The organism is Brucella tritici, from assembly GCF_008932285.1.
Classification (GTDB): domain Bacteria; phylum Pseudomonadota; class Alphaproteobacteria; order Rhizobiales; family Rhizobiaceae; genus Brucella; species Brucella tritici.
The window spans coordinates 552,120-572,369 of sequence record NZ_WBVY01000001.1 but is presented as its reverse complement, the minus strand read 5'-3'; the positions used below and the strand labels follow the sequence as shown (position 1 = coordinate 572,369).

The window sequence follows — 20,250 nt, the reverse complement described above, 5'->3', positions numbered from 1 at the left end:
TGAAAGCCCGGTCACTTGGCCGGGCTTTTTCTTTTGCCTACATATCGGCCAACGCAATGTTTTATTGGAGAATCCCATGACCGGCTTCGACTATGATCTGTTTGTTATCGGCGGCGGTTCCGGCGGGGTTCGGGCTGGACGTCTCGCCGGAGCGATGGGCAAGAAGGTCGGTCTTGCGGAAGAATATCGCATGGGCGGGACCTGCGTTATTCGTGGTTGCGTGCCGAAGAAGCTCTTCGTCTATGCTTCGCAGTTTCCTGAACATTTTGAAGATGCTGCCGGTTACGGTTGGGATGTTGGCGCATCGACATTCGACTGGAAAAAGCTGATCGATGCCAAGGACAAGGAGATTACCCGGCTTGAGGGGCTCTACACCAAGGGGCTCCAGAATTCTGAAGTCGAAATTTTCTCCAGCCGGGCCGAATTGATTGATAAGCATACTATCGAACTGAAAGCCGATGGCCGTCGTGTTACAGCAGATCAGATATTGATCGCCACCGGCGGTCATCCGAGCATGCCTGAAACCATGCCCGGATATGAATTTTGCATCAGCTCCAACGAAGCGTTTCATCTGGCCGAGTTGCCGAAAGCGATTGCTATTGCGGGTGGCGGATATATCGCTGTTGAGTTCGCAAACATATTCCATGGTCTTGGCGTCGAAACGACACTTGTTTATCGAGGCAAGGAAATCCTCTCACGTTTCGACCCGGATTTGCGCCATTTGTTGCACGAAACGATGGAAGCCAAGGGCATTCGCATCATTTGTGAAGCGGTTTTCGAAAAAATCGAGAAGCAGTCAGACGGTATTCTGAAGATTTCGCTGAACAACGGCGACACATTGGATGTCGGTCAGGCAATGATGGCGATCGGGCGCAAGGCCAACACGACGGGTCTTGGGCTGGAGAGAGCTGGCGTTAAGATGGACGAGCTTGGCGCTATTTCGGTCGATGATTATTCGCGCACTAATGTTGCAAATATCTGGGCTGTGGGAGATGTGACGAACCGTGTCCAGCTGACGCCTGTGGCAATCCACGAAGCCATGTGCTTCCTCGAAACGGCCTTCAAGGACAATCCGACCAAGCCTGATCACGAGCTGATCGCGACGGCTGTGTTCTCCCAACCCGAAATCGGCACGGTCGGTTTGCCAGAAGATGAGGCGGCGAAGAAGTACCCGGAAATCAAGGTTTACAGAGCTCTCTTCCGTCCGATGAAGAATACGCTTTCCGGTCGCAATGAGAAAATGCTCATGAAGCTCATCGTCGATGCCGCGAGCCGCAGGGTGGTGGGAGCTCACATCATGGGGCCGGACGCCGGTGAAATGGCTCAGCTTTTGGGTATTTCACTCAAGGCCGGTGCGACCAAAGATGACTTCGATCGTACGATGGCGGTTCATCCGACAGCGGCCGAAGAACTGGTCACCATGTACAAGCCGACCTATCGTGTCGTGAATGGTGAGAAAATCGACGGATAAATCTTTCGCAACCGGTTTCTTCGGTTAACGAATATTGCTGGCATAAAGTCTCAGCCTGCATTATATCAGCGCGACCACGCACGCCGGTTTTCCGGGGCAGGCTGCCATCATTGTCAGATGTGGGCTGTCCGTTAAGGGATTCCGGCTTTCGTGTAAGGAGGATATAATCCGAGAGAAATCGAGCGGATAGAAGCAAACAGGTGCTCAAATGACGAAGAACTGGACCCCGCATTCCTGGAGAAACAAACCGATCAAGCAAGTGCCGTTTTATCCGGACGCACAGGCTCTGAACGACGTTGAGGCCCGTCTTCGCACCTATCCGCCACTGGTTTTTGCAGGTGAGGCGCGCAAGCTCAAGCAGCAACTGGCCGAAGTGGCGGAAGGCAAAGCATTTCTGCTCCAGGGCGGTGATTGTGCCGAAAGCTTTGCTGAACATGGCGCGGATAACATCCGCGACTTTTTCCGCGTATTTCTTCAGATGGCTGTCGTACTGACATTTGGCGCTTCGAAGCCGGTCGTGAAAGTTGGCCGTATCGCCGGTCAGTTCGCCAAGCCGCGTTCATCGGACATGGAAACGCTTAATGGCGTGGAACTGCCGTCCTACCGTGGTGATATCATCAACGGGATCGAATTTGACGCGGCCTCGCGCATTCCTGATCCGCAGCGCCAGGACATGGCATACCGCCAGTCGGCGGCAACGCTTAACCTGCTGCGTGCGTTCGCCCAGGGCGGTTACGCAAATCTGGAGAACGTTCACCAGTGGATGCTCGGCTTTGTTGGCAAGAGCCCGCAGGCAGAACGATATGCAGCTTTGGCGCAGCGTATTTCCGAAACCATGAATTTCATGCGGGCAATCGGAATCACTGCTGATAGCAATCATTCGCTGCGTGAAACCGATTTCTACACCAGCCATGAAGCGTTGCTTCTTGGATATGAAGAAGCTCTGACCCGCGTGGACTCGACTTCCGGTGACTGGTACGGCACGTCCGGCCACATGATCTGGATCGGCGATCGCACACGTCAGGCTGACCATGCGCATATCGAGTACTGCCGCGGCATCAAGAATCCGCTCGGTCTCAAGTGTGGGCCGTCACTGCAGCCGGATGATCTTATTCGCCTGATTGATCTTCTGAATCCGGGAAACGAAGCAGGACGTCTGACGCTGATTGCACGCTTTGGCTACGACAAGGTTGGCGATCACCTGCCGCAGCTCATTCGTGCTGTCGAAAAGGAAGGTCGCAAGGTCGTATGGTCATGTGATCCTATGCATGGCAACACGATCACTGCCGGTGGCTACAAGACGCGTCCGTTCGACCGTATCCTCAAGGAAGTGGAGTCCTTCTTCGCGATCCATCGCGCTGAAGGCTCGCATCCAGGTGGTATCCATGTCGAAATGACCGGCAAGAATGTGACGGAATGCACGGGCGGCGCGCGTGCGATCTCGGCAGAAGATCTGCATGATCGCTACCATACGCATTGCGATCCACGTCTCAACGCCGATCAGGCGCTGGAACTGGCGTTTTTGCTGGCCGAACTCCTCAAGAAGGAGCGCGATGCCGGTACGGACAAGCAGGTCGCGAGCGCCTGACGGTTTCCAACATTCCAGAACGTGCAGGGCGGGGTTTAGATCTCCGCCTTGTTGCATTTCGGGGAAACTCACCTATTGATTGCCTTGGAGCGGCATGTGTCTGAATGGATGCACGAGGAACGCTTTATGCTTTCTGAAAATCGGCTTTGATTTTCGGGCCAAGCTGTAACTAATTTGATTGAGGGTAATGATGCAGCGGATTTTCCTGGCTTTTCTTAATTCCATGCGAGCACTGAAGTACCTCGCAGGACACGAAAAGGCAGTTCAACAGGAGCTGGTGCTGTTTCTTCTGTCCCTGCCAGTAGCTTTTTTCCTTGCGACGACCTGGCTTGCTTTCCTTTTTATGACCGGATCGATCCTGTTTCTTATCCTCGTGGAAGTGCTGAACACCGGTATCGAGGCGACTTGTGATGCCGTCTCGCGGGATTTTCATAAGGAAATTCAGATTGCAAAGGATTGCGGGTCACTCGCTGTTCTGATTTCCATCGTGTTCGTCGTCGCGGTCTGGGGCTATATCCTCGTCAAGACATATCTGGTCTGACAAACAAAGCGGTTGATTGATTGCATCCGTTGCATTTGCTTACCCAAGCGCGCTAAAGCTTGGGCATGTTAGCCTCTCACGAGAATCTTGCCATGCTCCGTATTGCCGTTGCGCAGCTTAATCCCGTCATGGGCGATATCGCCGGAAACCTGACCAAGGCACGCGCGGCACGCGCTGAGGCCGCCAGGATGATGGCCGATCTCATTCTGTTTACAGAGTTGTTCATCTCCGGTTATCCGCCGGAAGATCTGGTTCTGAAACCATCCTTTCTTGCTGCATGTGAAAAGGCCGTAAGCGAACTAGCACGCGACACAGCCGATGGCGGCCCCGGTGTCATCATAGGAACACCGCTCAGCCGTGAAAGCGGACTGCATAACTCCATTGCAGTGCTGGATGGCGGCGAGATTATTGCCGAACGGTTCAAGGTCGACCTGCCAAATTATGGCGAGTTCGATGAGAAGCGCGTATTTCAGGCAGGTCCAATGCCGGGACCGGTCAATTTCCGCGGCGTTCGCATCGGGATTCCAATCTGTGAAGATATTTGGGGGGAACTTGGTGTGGCGGAAACGCTGGCCGAGAGTGGCGCAGAGATTTTGCTTGTACCAAACGGTTCGCCTTATCACCGTGCGAAAATGGACCGACGCCATCAAGTGGTCCTGAAACAGGTAATCGAAACCGATTTGCCAATGGTTTATGCCAATCAGGTTGGCGGGCAGGATGAGCTGGTTTTCGATGGTGGATCGTTCGCATTCAACGCTGACCGGTCGCTTTGCCTGCAAATGCCGCAATTCGCGGAGCAGATCACGTTGACCGTTTGGCACAGAGAGAATGACGGCTGGCGCTGTGAAAAAGGTGAGAAGGCCATTCTTCCGGAAGGGCTTGAAGCAGACTATTCCGCCTGCATGCTGGGATTGCGGGACTATGTGAACAAGAACGGTTTCAAGGATGTGGTGCTTGGGCTTTCGGGCGGCATCGACTCGGCAATCTGTGCGGCTCTGGGTGTCGATGCATTGGGTAAGGATCGGGTGCGTTGCATCATGCTGCCCTACCGCTACACGTCGGATGAATCTCTCAAAGACGCTGCTGATTGTGCGAAGGCACTCGGCGTTCGTTATGATATTGTTCCTATTTCCGCGCCAGTTGAAGGCTTTCTTGAAGCACTGAATCCGCTTTTCAAAGGAACCGAGAGCGGTGTTACGGAAGAAAACCTGCAAAGCCGTGCACGCGGCACCATTCTGATGGCTGTTTCAAACAAATTTGGTTCGATGGTTGTCACCACCGGCAACAAGTCTGAAATGTCGGTCGGCTATGCGACGCTTTATGGCGACATGAATGGCGGGTTCAATCCGATCAAGGATGTCTACAAGATGCAGGTCTATGCGATGTCGGAGTGGCGTAACAGCCATGTACCGAACGGCGCGTTTGGCCCGTCGGGTGAGGTGATCCCGCACAATATCATTTCCAAGGCGCCATCCGCTGAACTGCGTGAAAATCAGACGGATCAGGATAGTTTGCCGCCTTATCCGGTTCTGGATGACATTCTTGAATGCCTCGTCGAAAACGAAATGAGCAACACTGAGATTGCCAAGCGCGGGCATCCACTCGAAATCGTTCAACGGATTGAACATTTACTCTATCTCGCTGAATATAAGCGCCGACAGTCGGCGCCTGGTGTTAAAATTACCAAGAAGAATTTCGGACGCGATCGCCGTTACCCTATAACGAACCGCTTCCGCGACCGCTGAAAGACAATAAAATGACCGTAACCGTTCGTTTTGCTCCGTCGCCGACGGGCTATATTCATATTGGCAATACGCGCACAGCGCTTTCAAACTGGCTGTTCGCTCAGAAGAATGGCGGCAAGTTCATTCTGCGCTATGACGACACCGATGTTGAACGCTCCCGGGAAGAATATGCTCAGGCAATTGCAGTCGACCTCGATTGGCTCGGTGTAAAACCTGACCGTGTTGAATATCAGTCGAAGCGTTTCGATGTCTATGGCAAGGCAGTGGAGAAGCTCAAACAGGCCGGTTTGCTCTATGCCTGTTATGAAACTGCGGATGAGTTGGAGCGCCGTCGCAAGCTGCGTCTCGCGCGTCGTTTGCCGCCGGTATATGGCCGCGAAGGCCTGAAGCTGACCGAAGATGAGAGGGCCGCTTTCGAAGCTGAGGGACGCAAGCCACACTGGCGTTTCCTGTTGCCCAATTTCGAAACCGATCCATTCGATACCAAACGCACGGAGATCCATTGGGACGATCTGGTTCGCGGTCCGCAGACTGTCGATCTGGCATCAATGTCGGATCCGGTGCTGGTGCGTGAGGACGGCACTTATCTCTACACGCTGCCATCGGTAGTGGATGATATAGATCTGGGCGTCACGCATATCATTCGTGGCGATGACCATGTGACCAATACCGGCGTGCAGATTGCGATTTTCGAGGCGCTGGGGGCTACCGCTCCAGTTTTCGGACATCACAATTTGCTGACGACAATTTCGGGCGAAGGGCTTTCAAAACGAACCGGCGCTCTGTCTGTCGGTTCACTGCGCGAAGCTGGTTTCGAGCCCATGGCTGTCGCATCGCTGGCGATTCTGATCGGTACATCGGAAAGTGTATCGGCTGCGCCCAGTATGGAAAGCCTGGCCGAACGCTTCGATCTGGCTTCCATATCAAAGTCATCGGCAAAGTTTGACCCTGCGGAACTGGATACGCTCAATCGTGCCCTTCTGCACGAGATGCCGTTTTCAGAAGCCCAGTCACGTCTGGTGGACATGGGTATTTCCGGCGCGAAGGCTGAACCCTTCTGGCTGGCAGTACGAGGAAACCTCGACTGCTTCAAGGATGCTGGGCATTGGTGGTCTATCGTTGATGGCAACTTGCCAGAAATGCCGGACTTGTCAGAAGAGGATCGTGCTTTCCTGAAAGAGGCTTTTGCTCTGTTGCCGTCAGCTCCATGGGATCATCAAACCTGGAAAGTCTGGACTGACGCCGTGAAGGCTGCAACGGGGCGCAAGGGCAAGAACCTTTTCATGCCCTTGCGCCTAGCGCTTACGGGGCAGGCGCATGGTCCGGAACTGGCCGACTTGCTGGTACTGATTGGTCCGGAAAGAACTCTGAGCCGACAACCCTGACATTTGCGTTCGCCGTATAGGGGCGTTCCACAGGCGGGGCTATTTTGGCAGGTGCGACGTGGGTCGGTGTAATATCCGAGGACTGCACCGTCGCAGATGAGGTGTAATCGACTTTTTCCACTTCGACAGGGGCTGGTGTTTCATAGGCAGGCAAAGCAATGGTACTGCTCATCTCGGCGTGCGCCTTGGCTGTTGCTTTGAATTTCTGCTGCGGAATGTGGACCGTTTTCAATTGAGGCTTCTTAGGCGATGCGACCCAGGACGCCTTGCAGGATTTTACGTGTTTGGATGGTGACGCACGTCCGGCAAGCGCCATGTTCAGTTCATTAAGGCGTTCGCGCAAAGTCTGTGTTTCAGATGCCAGTCGATCTGTTCTGGTCAACAATTTTGTACACTGCGCTGATTTGACAGCAGAGGTAAACAAGCTGCCCACGCAACGATCCTGAGACGAGGTTTTTCTCAAGCGGGAAAGCTCTGCTTCCTTGCGATCAAGAGCTGATTGGGTGAGGAGATGCTGTTTCTTAAGCTGCTTTTGTTCGAGAGGCGTGCACAATTTTGTGGGTGGTATAGTAGTACAACCAGCCAGTACTCCAGACAATAGCAGGATTGCTGAGTAAAATATTGCTCTATTAGAGTTAATTGAAATAATAGACATGATAACCTCGATATCGATGCTGGCGTTATCATGTTTGAAAAATATAGTAAATTAAACACTAACGGCGGGTATATTTAAATATACCCGCCGTTTATCAGATTTATATTATATGATTCTAACTTAGTTATTGTTAATTTACTTCTTCTTACGAAGGGTTTCTCCGGATTTCTGCAAGGCTTCGACCACTGCCAGCGCAGTCATATTGACGACACCACGCGAGGTGACCGAAGGCGTCAGAATGTGTGCTGGGCGTGCTGCACCAAGCAAGATCGGACCTACATGCAATGCATCTGTGACCATCTTGACCACGTTCAGCGTAATGTTAGCGGCGTCAAGGTTGGGGAAGACAAGAAGATTGGCTTCGCCCTTTAGCCGTGAATTAGGGAACACGCGATCACGTAGAGCCTGCGAGAGAGCGGAATCACCATGCATTTCGCCGTCGGATTCGAGTTCCGGCGCCTTCTCGGCGAGAATTGCTGCGGCGTCACGCATCTTTTCCGCACTGGCTGATTCTTTCGATCCGAAATTCGAATGCGATACGAGTGCTGCCTTTGGCTCAATACCAAAGCGGCTGATTTCCTTCGCTGCCAGAATTGCCATTTCAGCGATTTCGTTCGCGCCTGGCTCGACATTGACATAAGTGTCAGTGAGGAAGAGGGCACCGCGCTGTGAAATCAGCAAGCTCAGTGCAGAATAGTCACGGATACCTGGAACCTTGCCGATAATCTGGCGTACGACACGGAGGTGGCGTTCGAAGCGACCTTCAAGACCGCAGATCATGGCGTCTGCTTCGTCGCGCATAACCGCGAGAGCGGCAATTGCGGTCGAGTTTGTGCGGACAATGGTACGCGCCGCCTCTGGCGTGACGCCCTGTCTACCGGTGTAGGAAAGATAAAGATCGACATAGTCGCGATAGCGCGGATCGTCTTCGGGGTTGATGAGTTCAAAATCAGTTCCCGGGCGAATCTTGAGGCCGTAGCGACGCAGGCGGGTCTCAATGACCTGCGGGCGTCCCACGAGGATCGGAGCTGCGACGCGTTCTTCGATCACGACCTGAGCAGCGCGGAGTACGCGTTCATCTTCACCATCCGCATAGATGACGCGTTTTGGCTTTTCCTGAGCACGGGCTGCGGCAAAAACCGGCTTCATGATGAGGCCAGAGCGGAAGACGAAGCGATTCAGTCGATCGAGATAGGCTTCCATATCTTCGATCGGACGCGTGGCTACACCTGTTTCCATCGCCGCCTTGGCAACTGCCGGGGCGATACGCAGAATCAGGCGCTGATCGAACGGCGATGGAATAATGTAGTCCGGTCCGAAAGTCGGCGTGTCACCGGAATATGCGCGTGCAGCAACATCTGAAGGCTCCTCGCGGGCGAGCGCGGCAATTGAGCGAACAGCCGCCAGCTTCATCTCTTCGTTAATTGCAGTCGCACCGACATCAAGCGCGCCGCGGAAGATATAAGGGAAGCAGAGGACGTTGTTGACCTGGTTAGGATAGTCCGAACGTCCGGTGCAGATCATGGCATCGGCGCGGGCCGCACGAGCCTCTTCCGGCATGATTTCCGGCTTCGGGTTGGCGAGCGCCATGATCAACGGCTTTTCAGCCATCTGCTTCAGCAGTTCAGGCTTCAACACGCCGGCAGCCGAAAGGCCAAGGAAGACATCAGCGCCGCCGATGACATCGGCTAGAACACGTGCATCGGTCTTCTGTGCGTAAACTTCCTTCCAGCGATCCATCAGCGTGTTGCGGCCTTCGTAGACAACGCCTTCGAGATCGCAGACCCAGATGTTTTCGCGCTTTGCACCGAGATTGACGAGCAGATTGAGGCATGCAAGAGCTGCGGCACCAGCGCCCGATGTAACAATCTTGGCGTCGCTGATCTTTTTTCCGGCAAGCTCCAGACCGTTCAATACCGCTGCTGCGACGATGATCGCCGTGCCGTGCTGGTCATCATGGAAGACAGGAATGTTCATCTTGGCGCGAAGCTGTTCTTCAACCTCGAAGCATTCAGGCGCCTTGATATCCTCAAGATTGATGCCGCCGAAAGTCGGTTCCAAAGCAGCAACAACATCAACAATACGGCCGATTTCATGAGCATCGATTTCGATGTCGAACACGTCGATGTCCGCAAATTTCTTGAAAAGGACGGCCTTACCTTCCATGACCGGCTTGGAAGCAAGGGCGCCAATATTGCCAAGGCCGAGAACCGCAGTGCCGTTTGATACGACGGCAACGAGATTGCCGCGGGCAGTGTATTCGGCGGCAGTTGCCGGGTCTTCGTGGATTGCGAGGCAGGGAGCGGCCACGCCAGGCGAATAAGCCAACGCCAGATCTCGCTGGTTGCCAAGCGGCTTTGTCGCCTGAATCTCCAGCTTTCCGGGCTTCGGATAACGGTGAAAGAACAGAGCTGCTTCATCGAAATCCGAACGGGAAGTGGAAGGTGTTTTGTTGGTCATGGTCGCATCGCTTTCCAAAATCTTTCGCGCAGGGCAAAAGCCCACTTGCACGTGGAGGGCGCGGTGATCGCATACAGTTTCTGCACGCTGCTTCCGCACACTGGGCCGTTATTGTTCTTAGTCTATCGGCTCAAATCTCAGTAGGCCCGTTTTCGAGAATGAGTTTTTCCAAATCTGCAGATCTATCGTTTGGTGCTGTTAAAACGCACTCTGATACGCACCGCCGTCGATAACGAGATTCTGCCCGGTAATGAACCCGGAATGTTCCGAGCAAAGGAAGGCACAAGCCTGACCAAATTCCTTTGGTTGGCCGATTCTTCCAGCAGGAATCGCCGATGCCCGCTTTGCAGCTTCTGCACCCGGTGTCGTGCCGTTTTTCTGGGCCGAGAATGCAAAGCCGCTACGAAGGCGATCCGTGTCGAAGGCACCTGGAAGGATATTGTTGATCGTCACATTGGAGGCTGCAACCGTGCGGGCGACGCCAGCCAGAAACGCAGTCAGACCGGCACGAGCCCCGGAGGAGAGATCAAGACCGGGAATAGGAGAGTAGACCGACGTTGACGTTATATTGACGATACGACCGAAACGGCGCTCCACCATTCCGTCAATCACGGCTTTGATCAGCTCGATGGGGGTAACCATATTCTGCGTCACTCCCTGCAGGATTGCGTCGCGATCAAGAAGGCGGAAATCCTTGAAGGCAGGGCCGCCATTATTATTGACGAGAATGTCCGGCGCAGGGCAGGCAGAGAGCAGTTTTTCCTGTCCTCCAGCAGTTGATACGTCGGCAACCACAGCATCGACTTTTACACCAAATGTCTGGCGAATTATCTTCGCTGTTTCTGCGAGGATTTCTTCATTTCGTCCATTGAGAACCAGGTCGCACCCGGCTTCGGCAAGCGCTTCCGCACAAGCCCGTCCAAGTCCCTTGCTGGAAGCACATACAATCGCCTTTCGACCCTTCAGGCCCAAGTCCACGGTTCGATCCTCATATTTCGTTCAGGTTCTCAAGACATGCCACCAAGCGAGCGGTTCGATCAACCGGATTCTGGTTCACGGGCGTATATGTCCACTTTTTACGGGCAGAAAATGCTGTCCTTGAGAACAATATTTGGTGAGTATCGCTATTCAATGGAGGGAGTGAACTCCGCTCTGGGTCGTATCAGAGATCCGCTATCCGCTTGTTCCAGTGCGTGGGCGAGCCAGCCAGCAATGCGCGCGAGTGCAAAAAGAAACAGCGGCGCATCGGGCGGCAGTTCGTAGATTTCTGTCACCGCAGCGAGTGCGAAATCGACATTCGGTTTTTCACCAAGGATGTCCGCAGCACTTTGCTCCAGATCGCGATATGGAGCAGGCAGGTCCAGATGTTCCAGCAACGCGGAAGCGCGTATATCACCTGTTTCACGATAAAGCGGATGACCGAACAAATGAAATTGAGTGCCTTGCCTGAGTTGGTCTTTTATGGCCGCTTCCGCACCTATTTGCCGAGCTTGGGCAACAATAGTCGCGGCAACAGTTGCCGCTCGCCCGTGTCGCGGGCCGATCAATGTTGATAACCCGGCGAGAATTGTAGCTGAAAGCGGTGCACCCGTCGATGCCGCAACGCGTGTGGCGAATGCCGATGCATTGAGTTCATGGTCCGCCAGAAGCACCAGAACGCGCCGGATTATATCGCTTGCCTGCGGCTTTTCCCAAGCCGAGGCAATACGTTCATGCATAGGCTTATCGGATGCAGCAACTCCAAGAACGGTATTGTGAAAAAGTTGCAGCAGACCAAAGGCTTCGTGCTGCAGAATTGCCGTGGAGCGTCCGGAACTGGGCAGGTCGTTCGCTGCGCGAATGCCAAAAACAGTAAATAACCGTTCCAGAGGTATGGAACTGCTCTGACGGTTGTCTGGATTTGGGGTAGTGCTAGAGACGCTGATATTACCGAAATCCATCTGCCACAGCAAGGCGGCCACTTCTTCCAGTGTCGCTGTTTCTGAGAGTTCAGCAGCGTCGTAACTGCGATAGAGCAGGCGACCATCGATAATGGTCGAGATACCCGAACGCATGATTGGAAGTCCCCAACGAATGGTGTCGGCGGCAACAACGCTATCTCGTTTACGACCGGGGCGCCTGTCAGCCAATCGATGAACGTCCTCCGATCTATAAAGGCTGCGCCTGGGATCGTCGGGCAATGGCTTGGAACGAATGCGACCGCGACTCACATTGGCATAGAGAGTCTGCGGCTTCGTCTGAAGAACGGCGAGGGCTTCTTCCGTTGTCAGCCAGTCCATTATTGCTCCCTACATTGATCGATTTCATCAAGATTGACGTCAACTATACTTGGATTCAATGTCGAAAGGCAAACAAGGAGAATTACAATGAATAGCGGACTCGAAGATGTGATTGCTGCCGAAACCGTACTGTCTGACGTCGACGGGCTGGCAGGCAAGCTGGTTATTCGCGGTCGGTCGCTGGACGATCTGGTCCCGCACAGTAGCGTCGAAGATGGAATAGAACTTCTTTGGGACGGCTTTTTCACCGATCTTCCCAAAGGGGAAGAGCTTCAGAAAGCGCTAGGCGAGGCACGCGTGCAGGTATTTCATCATACGGACGCGCTTGACGATAGCTTGATGGAAATGTCACCCATAGAAGCGCTTCGCGCATTGATGGCGCGCATCCCCGACGACGATGATCTGACTGCAGCACTGCATTTGATGGCGGCACCGGCGGTCTTCACGACCGCCATTCTACGAGCACAAAAGGGACGGCTTCCAATTCGTCCTGATCCTACGCTTCCCCATAGTGCGGACATTCTTCGTATGATGAATGCTGGAATGCCTGCCGAAGCAGAAATTGCCGGGCTGAACACTTATCTTATGACCGTTTCCGATCATGGATTAAATGCATCGACTTTCGCTGCTCGTGTTGTGGCTTCGACGCGGGCCGGATTGACCTCTTCTCTGCTCGCTGCAATCAGCGCTTTGAAAGGGCCGTTGCACGGCGGTGCGCCAGGCCCTGTTCTCGATATGCTGGATGCAATAGGCAGACCCGATAACGCAGAACGGTGGCTGGAATCGGCTGTTGCTGATGGGGAAAGGCTGATGGGATTCGGTCATCGAGTTTATCGCGTACGCGATCCGCGAGCCGATGCCTTGAAAGCCGCATTGAAGCATATTGAAGTGCTTGAGCATGAGCGTGGAAAGCCCCGCGTTGAATTGGCCGAAGCCGTGGAAAAAGCCGCCATCGCGATTCTTAAACGCCACAAGCCGGACCGCTCTCTCGAAACAAATGTCGAGTTCTATACCGCTCTGTTGCTTGAGCAACTCGGTTTCCCGCGTGAGGCGTTTACCTGTGTCTTCGCGATGGGAAGAACTATGGGCTGGGTAGCGCATTGTCGTGAACAGATAGCAGCGAACAAGCTCATTCGCCCGCAATCGCGTTATGTGGGCCCAAAGGTAAGACTAGTCGCTTAGGACGGTCATGAAACGAAGCGCGGAAGCTTGTTTTCCGTGCTTCAAAACAAGCCGTCATATCTTTGTGACATGAATCGGGTTTTCTGCGCTCAGATCAGGTTGCCATTGAAGGGGACAACCAAATGAGCACCGACGCTCCACAGCCCAGAAAACTCCGAACCCTTTTTATTTCGGATGTGCATCTCGGTTCAAAGGCCGCTCAGGCCGAACTGCTTCTGGATTTTCTTCGTTATCATGAAGCCGAGACGATCTACCTCGTTGGTGATATTGTCGATGGGTGGCGTCTGCGGCGCAACTGGCATTGGCCGCAGGAACACAATGATGTGGTCCAGAAGCTGCTCCGCAAGAGCCGCAAGGGCGCCAATATCATCTATATCGCCGGTAATCACGATGAGTTCCTGCGAAACTTCCAGGGGACGCATTTCGGCGGCATCGAAGTGATGAACCGGGCAATCCATGAGACGGCAGACGGTCGCAAGTTTCTTGTCATCCATGGTGACCAGTTCGATGTGGTCGTGCGTAATGCCCGCTTTATCGCCTATCTTGGCGACTGGGCATATGACACGGCGATCTGGATAAATACGGTTATGAGCCGGGTCCGTTCGCTCTTTGGCCTCCGCTACTGGTCATTTTCAGCCTGGGCCAAATTCCGCGTCAAGAAGGCGGTCAATTTCATTGGTCAGTTCGAGAATGTGGTTTCTGAAGAAGCGCAGCGTATCGGGGTCGACGGCGTTATCTGCGGTCATATCCATCATGCCACGATCGAGAGCATGAATGGCGTCGAATACATCAATACAGGCGATTGGGTGGAAAGCTGCACGGCTGTGATCGAACATTTCGATGGTCAGATGGAACTCATCGAATGGACTGAACGGCGCGATCGCCGTCCGATGGCAGGGATTGTCAATTCGGATAGTGAAGGCCATGACGAGGGCAGGGTCATTCAGCTTCCGCGACCTGTTCGTGAGTTGGTGAATTTGCGCCGATGAAGAAAATCGTCATCGTCACCGACGCCTGGCATCCTCAAGTCAACGGCGTCGTGCGCACGCTGACCAAATGCCGTGACTTGATGATCGAACGTGGATACGACGTCACTGTCATATCCCCGCTAGACTACAGATCGATCCCCTGTCCGACCTATCCGGAGATTCGGCTTGCGCTCATCACACCAGGCGCGCTTAGGCGACGTCTGAGGTCCTTGCAGCCGGATTATGTGCACATCGCAACAGAAGGACCTCTGGGTTTCATGGCGCGGCGTGCTTGCCTGAAAATGAGCTGGTCATTCACGACAAGCTTTCACACTCGGTTTCCCGAGTACCTGCAAGAGCGCTTTCCTATACCGTCGAGCTGGACCTACGCATTCCTGCGTCGTTTCCATAATGCGGCTCAGCATACGTTGGTGCCGACCCAATCCATTCTCGATGATCTAAAGGCGCGAGGTTTTACGCGACTGGACCTCTGGACGCGTGGGGTCGACCGAACGCTGTTTTATCCTCGGGCGGAAGCGGTAAAGGACCTGCCGCGACCAATTTTCATCTGTGTGGGTCGAGTTGCCACCGAAAAGAACCTGCCAGCGTTTCTTGAACTTGATCTTCCCGGCACAAAACTGATCGTCGGCGACGGTCCGTCCCTCAATGAGTTGCAGACGCGATTTCCAGAAGCGGTGTTTGTTGGAAAACGGGAAGGCGAGGCATTGGCAAAAACTTACGCTGCCGCAGATGTGTTTGTTTTCCCAAGCCGGACAGACACGTTTGGTCTTGTTTTGCTGGAAGCGATAGCGTCCGGCCTGCCAGTCGCAGCCTATCCGGTGCCCGGTTCACGGGATGTCGTGGGAGCAACAGGTGCCGGTGTTCTTTCCGAAAATCTTGGGGAGGCATGTCTGGCGGCGCTGGAAATGCAGCCGTTTGAGCCTGCGCAAGTACTCAAACAATTCACCTGGGATGCTTGTGCGGATATTTTTGAAGATGCTCTCGCCCCGATAAATGGCACCGCGAGCGAGAGTTATCAACGGGTGGATCAGCCCCAGACGGTGGCTTCGGGCGGATAGACCAGTGCGCCTTCATAGCGCAGCCCCGGATCACGATCATGGGCGAGAAGCAATGGTCCATCAAGATCGACCACATTTGCTTTCTGGGCGAGCAAGACGGCTGGTGCCATCCCAAGGGACGTGCCGACCATGCAGCCGACCATGATCTGAAGGCCGAGGTCTATTGCCTTGTCCCGCATGATGAGACCTTCGGTCAGCCCACCTGCTTTATCGAGCTTGATGTTAACAGCGTCGTAGCGTTCGGCCAGCTTCTCAAGGCCGATGGATGTATGGACACTTTCATCGGCGCAGATGATGACTGGGCGTTCGATCTCGCTAAGAATATGATCATTGTCTGCTGGCAGGGGCTGTTCGATAAGAACGACGCCTGCTTCGGCTGCGGCACGCATGTTCTCGGCAATGTTGTCTGCCGTCCAGCCTTCGTTTGCGTCGATGATGATGCGGCTGTTCGGAGCTGCCTTTGTGACCGCATGGATTTTCTCGATATCGTTCTCGCTGCCCATCTTCACTTTTATCAGAGGATAGTGAGCCACCTTTGCCGCCGATTCAGCCATTTCGACAGGTGTACCGAGCGAGACGGTGATAGCGGTTTCAAGGGGACGGGGCGAGGTGCCGAGCATTTCAGCAACGCTTCTGCCCGACGTCTTGGCTTCGAGGTCCCATAAGGCACAATCGACCGCATTGCGGGCAGCGCCGGCTGGCATCAAAGCCTGGATATCTTGTCGCGTGGCGCCATCTTCAATAGCGGTACGGGTGGCTTCAATCTGGGCGCTCACGCTTTCAATGCTTTCGCCGTAACGCGCATAAGGAACGCATTCGCCGCGCCCCTTATGGAGGCCGTTGCCAATCACACACACAACAACAGCGGCTTCGGTCTTGGAGCCTCTGGAGATTGTGAATTTTCCGACGATGGGATAGCGTTCGACAATGATATTCAAGGTATTGTGCATAGATATGCCCTCTGGGACGCAGTATTTCGGTCGTTCAACGACTCGTATATGAGGTAGGCCATGTTGACCGACACTGCCGACAAAGCAAGAGCTACCGATAATCCTGCGCCGAAGATTGATCTGACGGAGCAGGACGGCGCACGCCATATTCGGCTGAGCGGTCGCTGGGTGTCGCAGAGTGTCAATCTTGTCGACGAAAAGATGCGTGACCTTGAGAAAGCGGACGCGCACAAAGCGACGGTTATTGATGTTTCTGGCGTATCCGGTCTTGATACGGCGGGTGCCTGGCTGATTGAACGCTTGCGGCAGCGGCTTGTTGCAAAGAGCGCAGACGCGCAGCTTGAAGGCGTGCGTCAATCCTGGCTTCCTCTGATGGAGGAAGTGGGGCGGGCTGTCGAGCGCACTCTGGATATTCCACGCCAGAAAAAGCCGTTCTTTTTCGTTTCATTTCTGGCCGCGCTTGGCGGTGGCGTTATCTCTATGGGTAACGACTTCAAGATGGCCATGCATATCCTTGGGGCGACGATCCGCGGAGCCCAACTGAAATATGGACGCGGGAGCGGCATTCCCATTGCTGCCATCGTTACGCAGATGGATCGCATGGGCGTCGGCGCTATTCCCATCATCATTCTGATGTCGACGATCGTTGGCGCGATCATCGCCCAGCAGGGCGCATTTCAGTTGCGCTATTTCGGTGCTGAAATCTTTGTCGTCGATCTGGTTGGCATTCTGGTGCTGCGTGAACTTGGAGTCCTTCTGACAGCCATCATGATCGCCGGTCGTTCTGGCAGTGCGATCACAGCCGAAATCGGCTCCATGAAAATGCGCGAGGAGACGGATGCCCTGACGGTTATCGGCCTCAATCCGGTGGGCGTTCTGGTTTTTCCCCGTCTGGTAGCGCTGGTTGTAGTGCTGCCATTGCTGACTATCATTTCCGACCTGGCAGCGCTGGTCGGGGCAGGTGGCGTCGCCTGGTTCTATTCCAATATTTCGCCGGATGCTTTCATCAGCCGCCTGCATGATGCGGTTGCTTTGAACACTTATTTCGCTGGTCTTATCAAGGCTCCGTTCATGGCCATGATTATCGGAATTCTCGCCTCGGTAGAGGGTATGAAGGTCGGCGGCAGTGCAGAATCACTGGGTCGCCGTGTCACTGCTTCCGTTGTGAAGGCAATTTTTGTGGTTATTGTCGTGGATGGTTTGTTCGCAATGTTCTATGCGGCGATTAATTTTTAGAAACGACTTATGTTCTTTGTTTTTAATGGGTTCTTTGAGACACAGTTGCACAGAAAATTGACCCCTCAATCGTGTTCAACGGTTCAGTCCGAAGCCAAGCTCGGTTAAAGAATGGTTATGAAGAACGGCATCGACCACCGGTCGCAACCGCAGGACGAAGATAATCGCCAGACGGCCCTACCGATGATCTCGGTGCGCGACGTGACGGTTTCGTTTGGGCGTCAAACCGTGCTCGACAAGCTGTCGCTTGAGATTTACCAAGGTGAGGTTCTGGGCTTCATCGGCCCTTCCGGATCCGGCAAATCCGTGCTGATGCGGACCATTCTCGGCCTCAACAAGAAACAGTCGGGTGAGATCGAGATTCTCGGTCGCAATATCGATAAGCTGAATGAACTGGAAAAAATGTCCATCGACATGCGTATGGGCGTCTTGTTCCAGCACGGTGCGCTGTTTTCGGCACTGAATGTTCTTGAAAATATTCAGGTCCCTATGCGCGAATATCTCGATCTGTCACCGAAGCTGATGGACGAGCTGGCGCGCCTTAAAATCGACCTTGTCGGTTTGAAGCCTGACACGGCAGAAAAGTTTCCGTCAGAACTTTCCGGCGGCATGATCAAGCGTGCCGCGCTCGCGCGTGCTTTGGCACTGGACCCGGATATTCTGTTTCTTGATGAGCCAACATCGGGTCTCGATCCTATCGGTGCTGCAGAGTTTGACGACCTGATTGCCAATCTGCGGGATACGATGGGTCTGACCGTCTATATGGTCACTCATGATCTCGATAGTCTTTTTGCAATTTGTGACCGGATTGCCGTTCTTGGAAACAAGAAGGTACTCGTCAGCGGTAGTATTGAAGACATGCTGACGGTAGACGATCCGTGGGTTAAATCCTATTTTCGGGGCAAGCGTGCGCGCCAGATTGATCCATCGGCGCCAACGAGACGGCGGCCCGGCAGCCGCTTGCAGACTGGATAAGATATGGAAACTAAAGCCAATTATGTTCTGGTGGGTGTCTTTACGCTGATCGTCAGCCTGTTGGCTTTCGCATTCGTGTTCTGGATTGCCCGTTTCGGAGAAGCACGCGATTCTCTCGAGCTTGATGTTCGTATCCCGGGTTCTGTTACTGGCCTTTCGATTGGAAGTCAGGTCCTGTTCAACGGCATCAAGGTCGGCGATGTTCGGGCGTTGCATCTCGATGAGACCAATCCAGAAATGGTGATCGTCAAAACGCGCGTCAACGCGACGACGCCTATTACCCGCTCAACCGCAGCAACCCTCGGTTTTCAGGGGCTAACGGGGCAGGCTTATATCGAACTTAAGGGCGGTCGCCTCGATGAACCCAATCTTCTGACCGAAGCTGCGAAAGAAGATACTGTTGCCCGTATTGATGCCGACCCGTCTGCCGTCAACAATCTTCTTGCCACCGCGCAGGATATCGCTGCACGCGCAAATTCAGTGCTCGGTCAGCTGGAAGGCTTCGTGAAGGATGCTCGTGGACCACTGACGGATACAATCAATAACACGAAGACTTTCACCGACGCACTCGCGCAGAATGCCAATATCATTCAGGAGCTTGGCGAGAACACCGGAAACATCAACCAGATCGTCACTGACGCAAAGGACATGATGGCTCGCTTGAATGCGGCTTCCGTTCGCGTCGATGACATTCTGGCTAAGACCGACAAGCTCCTGTCGAGTGATGACAAGGATGGGGTTGTTGCACAAGCAAAGGCAACGCTGGAATCCATCCGCCAAACGTCTGACAACCTCGACAAGCGTTTGGGGCCGATTGCAGACAATCTGCAGCGGTTTTCCGGACAAGGATTGCGTGATGTGCAGTCCGTCGTCGTGGACAGCCGTCGTTCCATACAGCGCATAGAACAGGCAATTACTGATCTTGAGCGCAATCCCCAGCGCCTGATCTTCGGCGGTCAGGGGAATGTACCGAAATATGACGGGAGGACACGCCATTGATTTCCAGAGTCAGTCATATTGAGATGAGATCACCTCGCGCCGCTCGTCGCACAGTTCCTGTTCTTATTGGCCTGCTCCTTGCTGGCTGCGGGACGACAACACCGCTTGACACGTTCAATCTGTCGGCACCGCAACCTGGCATATCTTCGCCAAGCCGTAAGAGCACACAGTTGCTGGTTCCGACGCCAACGGCCCTCAAGGCGCTCGACAGCGAGAATATCGTCGTCAGCTCGGCACCTGGCTCCATTGAATATCTGAAGGGCGCCCAATGGGGTGACAGGCTGACGAATATCGTGCAGTCACGTCTGGTTCAGGCCTATGAAAATACGGGCGTGTTTGGCGGAATTGGTCGTCCGGGAGATGGGCTGGCGATCAATTATCAGATTCTGACTGATTTGCGTATGTTCGGAATTCAGGCCTATGCGTCGCCTAAGCTCGCCGTGGTTGAACTGGCCGTCAAGCTGATGAACGACAAGAATGGTGAAGTCCGTGCAACTCGCGTGTTCCGTACGGCTATTCCTGTGAGCGGTGCAACAAATGCAGCCTATGTGAAGGCGCTCGATGCGGCTTTTGAACGGACTGCAAGCGAGATCGTAAGCTGGACAGTGACAGCGCTTTAAACCGAGGCAAGATAGAATAATAAAAAGGTCGGCGTGTTGCGCCGACTTTTTTCTTGAACGGAACCAACCGTTGTAATCTCTGCCAGACGAACAAAAACGCGGCCCGAAGGCCGCGTT

At 53.9% G+C, this 20,250-nt stretch carries 17 protein-coding genes; 12 read left to right on the top strand and 5 right to left on the bottom strand.

Annotated elements, in window-relative coordinates:
• Nucleotides 1-76 precede the first annotated feature (76 nt).
• From gor to gltX, 5 genes are all read left to right on the top strand, one after another.
• Nucleotides 77-1,471, top strand: a complete 1,395-nt coding sequence (gene gor / locus F9K94_RS02820) for a glutathione-disulfide reductase (RefSeq protein WP_151643548.1) — start codon at nt 77-79, stop codon at nt 1,469-1,471.
• 208 nt (nt 1,472-1,679) lie between these two features.
• The gene (locus F9K94_RS02815) at nt 1,680-3,059 is read left to right on the top strand and encodes a class II 3-deoxy-7-phosphoheptulonate synthase (protein WP_151643546.1); all 1,380 of its coding nucleotides are present in this window, start codon (nt 1,680-1,682) and stop codon (nt 3,057-3,059) included.
• A gap of 190 nt (nt 3,060-3,249) precedes the next feature.
• Nucleotides 3,250-3,600, top strand: coding sequence for a diacylglycerol kinase (locus F9K94_RS02810; RefSeq protein ID WP_151643544.1), 351 nt, complete (start codon nt 3,250-3,252; stop codon nt 3,598-3,600).
• Between the two features lie 65 nt (nt 3,601-3,665).
• The gene (locus F9K94_RS02805; RefSeq protein ID WP_151643542.1) at nt 3,666-5,345 is read left to right on the top strand and encodes an NAD+ synthase; all 1,680 of its coding nucleotides are present in this window, start codon (nt 3,666-3,668) and stop codon (nt 5,343-5,345) included.
• 11 nt (nt 5,346-5,356) lie between these two features.
• The gene (gene gltX, locus F9K94_RS02800) at nt 5,357-6,730 is read left to right on the top strand and encodes a glutamate--tRNA ligase (RefSeq protein WP_151643540.1); all 1,374 of its coding nucleotides are present in this window, start codon (nt 5,357-5,359) and stop codon (nt 6,728-6,730) included.
• Here the strand turns inward: gltX and F9K94_RS02795 are convergent.
• The 4 genes from F9K94_RS02795 to F9K94_RS02780 all read right to left on the bottom strand — a co-directional run bounded on the left by F9K94_RS02795 (nt 6,648) and on the right by F9K94_RS02780 (nt 12,124).
• Nucleotides 6,648-7,385, bottom strand: coding sequence for a hypothetical protein (locus F9K94_RS02795; protein ID WP_151643538.1), 738 nt, complete (start codon nt 7,383-7,385; stop codon nt 6,648-6,650). The genes gltX and F9K94_RS02795 overlap by 83 nt on opposite strands.
• A gap of 135 nt (nt 7,386-7,520) precedes the next feature.
• Nucleotides 7,521-9,845, bottom strand: coding sequence for an NADP-dependent malic enzyme (locus F9K94_RS02790; protein WP_151643536.1), 2,325 nt, complete (start codon nt 9,843-9,845; stop codon nt 7,521-7,523).
• A 198-nt stretch (nt 9,846-10,043) separates the two neighbouring features.
• A complete protein-coding gene (locus F9K94_RS02785; RefSeq protein WP_151643534.1) occupies nt 10,044-10,823 on the bottom strand; it encodes an SDR family oxidoreductase in 780 nt (259 codons plus the stop codon).
• Nucleotides 10,824-10,969: 146 nt separating this feature from the next.
• On the bottom strand, nt 10,970-12,124 hold the full coding sequence (locus tag F9K94_RS02780; RefSeq protein ID WP_151643532.1) for a citrate synthase: 1,155 nt from the start codon (nt 12,122-12,124) through the stop codon (nt 10,970-10,972).
• An 87-nt stretch (nt 12,125-12,211) separates the two neighbouring features.
• On the opposite strand from F9K94_RS02780, the gene F9K94_RS02775 reads away from it, so the two are divergent.
• The 3 genes from F9K94_RS02775 to F9K94_RS02765 all read left to right on the top strand — a co-directional run bounded on the left by F9K94_RS02775 (nt 12,212) and on the right by F9K94_RS02765 (nt 15,353).
• Nucleotides 12,212-13,306 (top strand): citrate synthase/methylcitrate synthase, encoded by a 1,095-nt coding sequence (locus tag F9K94_RS02775; protein ID WP_151643530.1) that lies wholly within the window; start codon nt 12,212-12,214, stop codon nt 13,304-13,306.
• A 122-nt stretch (nt 13,307-13,428) separates the two neighbouring features.
• Nucleotides 13,429-14,295, top strand: coding sequence for a UDP-2,3-diacylglucosamine diphosphatase (locus F9K94_RS02770; protein ID WP_151643528.1), 867 nt, complete (start codon nt 13,429-13,431; stop codon nt 14,293-14,295).
• Nucleotides 14,292-15,353 carry a glycosyltransferase family 4 protein gene (locus tag F9K94_RS02765; RefSeq protein WP_061346263.1) on the top strand — a complete coding sequence of 354 codons (1,062 nt, stop codon included), beginning with the start codon at nt 14,292-14,294 and terminating at the stop codon, nt 15,351-15,353. Before F9K94_RS02770 ends, F9K94_RS02765 begins: the two co-directional genes overlap by 4 nt.
• Here F9K94_RS02765 and dgcA read toward each other — a convergent pair.
• A complete protein-coding gene (dgcA, locus tag F9K94_RS02760; protein WP_151643526.1) occupies nt 15,323-16,303 on the bottom strand; it encodes an N-acetyl-D-Glu racemase DgcA in 981 nt (326 codons plus the stop codon). The two genes, F9K94_RS02765 and dgcA, sit on opposite strands and share 31 nt — an antisense overlap.
• Nucleotides 16,304-16,363: 60 nt before the next feature.
• Between dgcA and F9K94_RS02755 the strand changes: the two genes are divergently transcribed.
• The 4 genes from F9K94_RS02755 (at nt 16,364) to F9K94_RS02740 (ending at nt 20,133) form a co-directional block, all read left to right on the top strand.
• Complete coding sequence (locus tag F9K94_RS02755; RefSeq protein WP_151643524.1) at nt 16,364-17,539, top strand: ABC transporter permease; 1,176 nt, start codon at nt 16,364-16,366, stop codon at nt 17,537-17,539.
• Nucleotides 17,540-17,650: 111 nt separating this feature from the next.
• The gene (locus F9K94_RS02750; protein WP_151643522.1) at nt 17,651-18,514 is read left to right on the top strand and encodes an ABC transporter ATP-binding protein; all 864 of its coding nucleotides are present in this window, start codon (nt 17,651-17,653) and stop codon (nt 18,512-18,514) included.
• 3 nt (nt 18,515-18,517) lie between these two features.
• Nucleotides 18,518-19,513, top strand: coding sequence for an MlaD family protein (locus F9K94_RS02745; RefSeq protein WP_061346267.1), 996 nt, complete (start codon nt 18,518-18,520; stop codon nt 19,511-19,513).
• Between the two features lie 23 nt (nt 19,514-19,536).
• Complete coding sequence (locus tag F9K94_RS02740) at nt 19,537-20,133, top strand: ABC-type transport auxiliary lipoprotein family protein (RefSeq protein ID WP_407922021.1); 597 nt, start codon at nt 19,537-19,539, stop codon at nt 20,131-20,133.
• Nucleotides 20,134-20,250 lie beyond the last annotated feature (117 nt).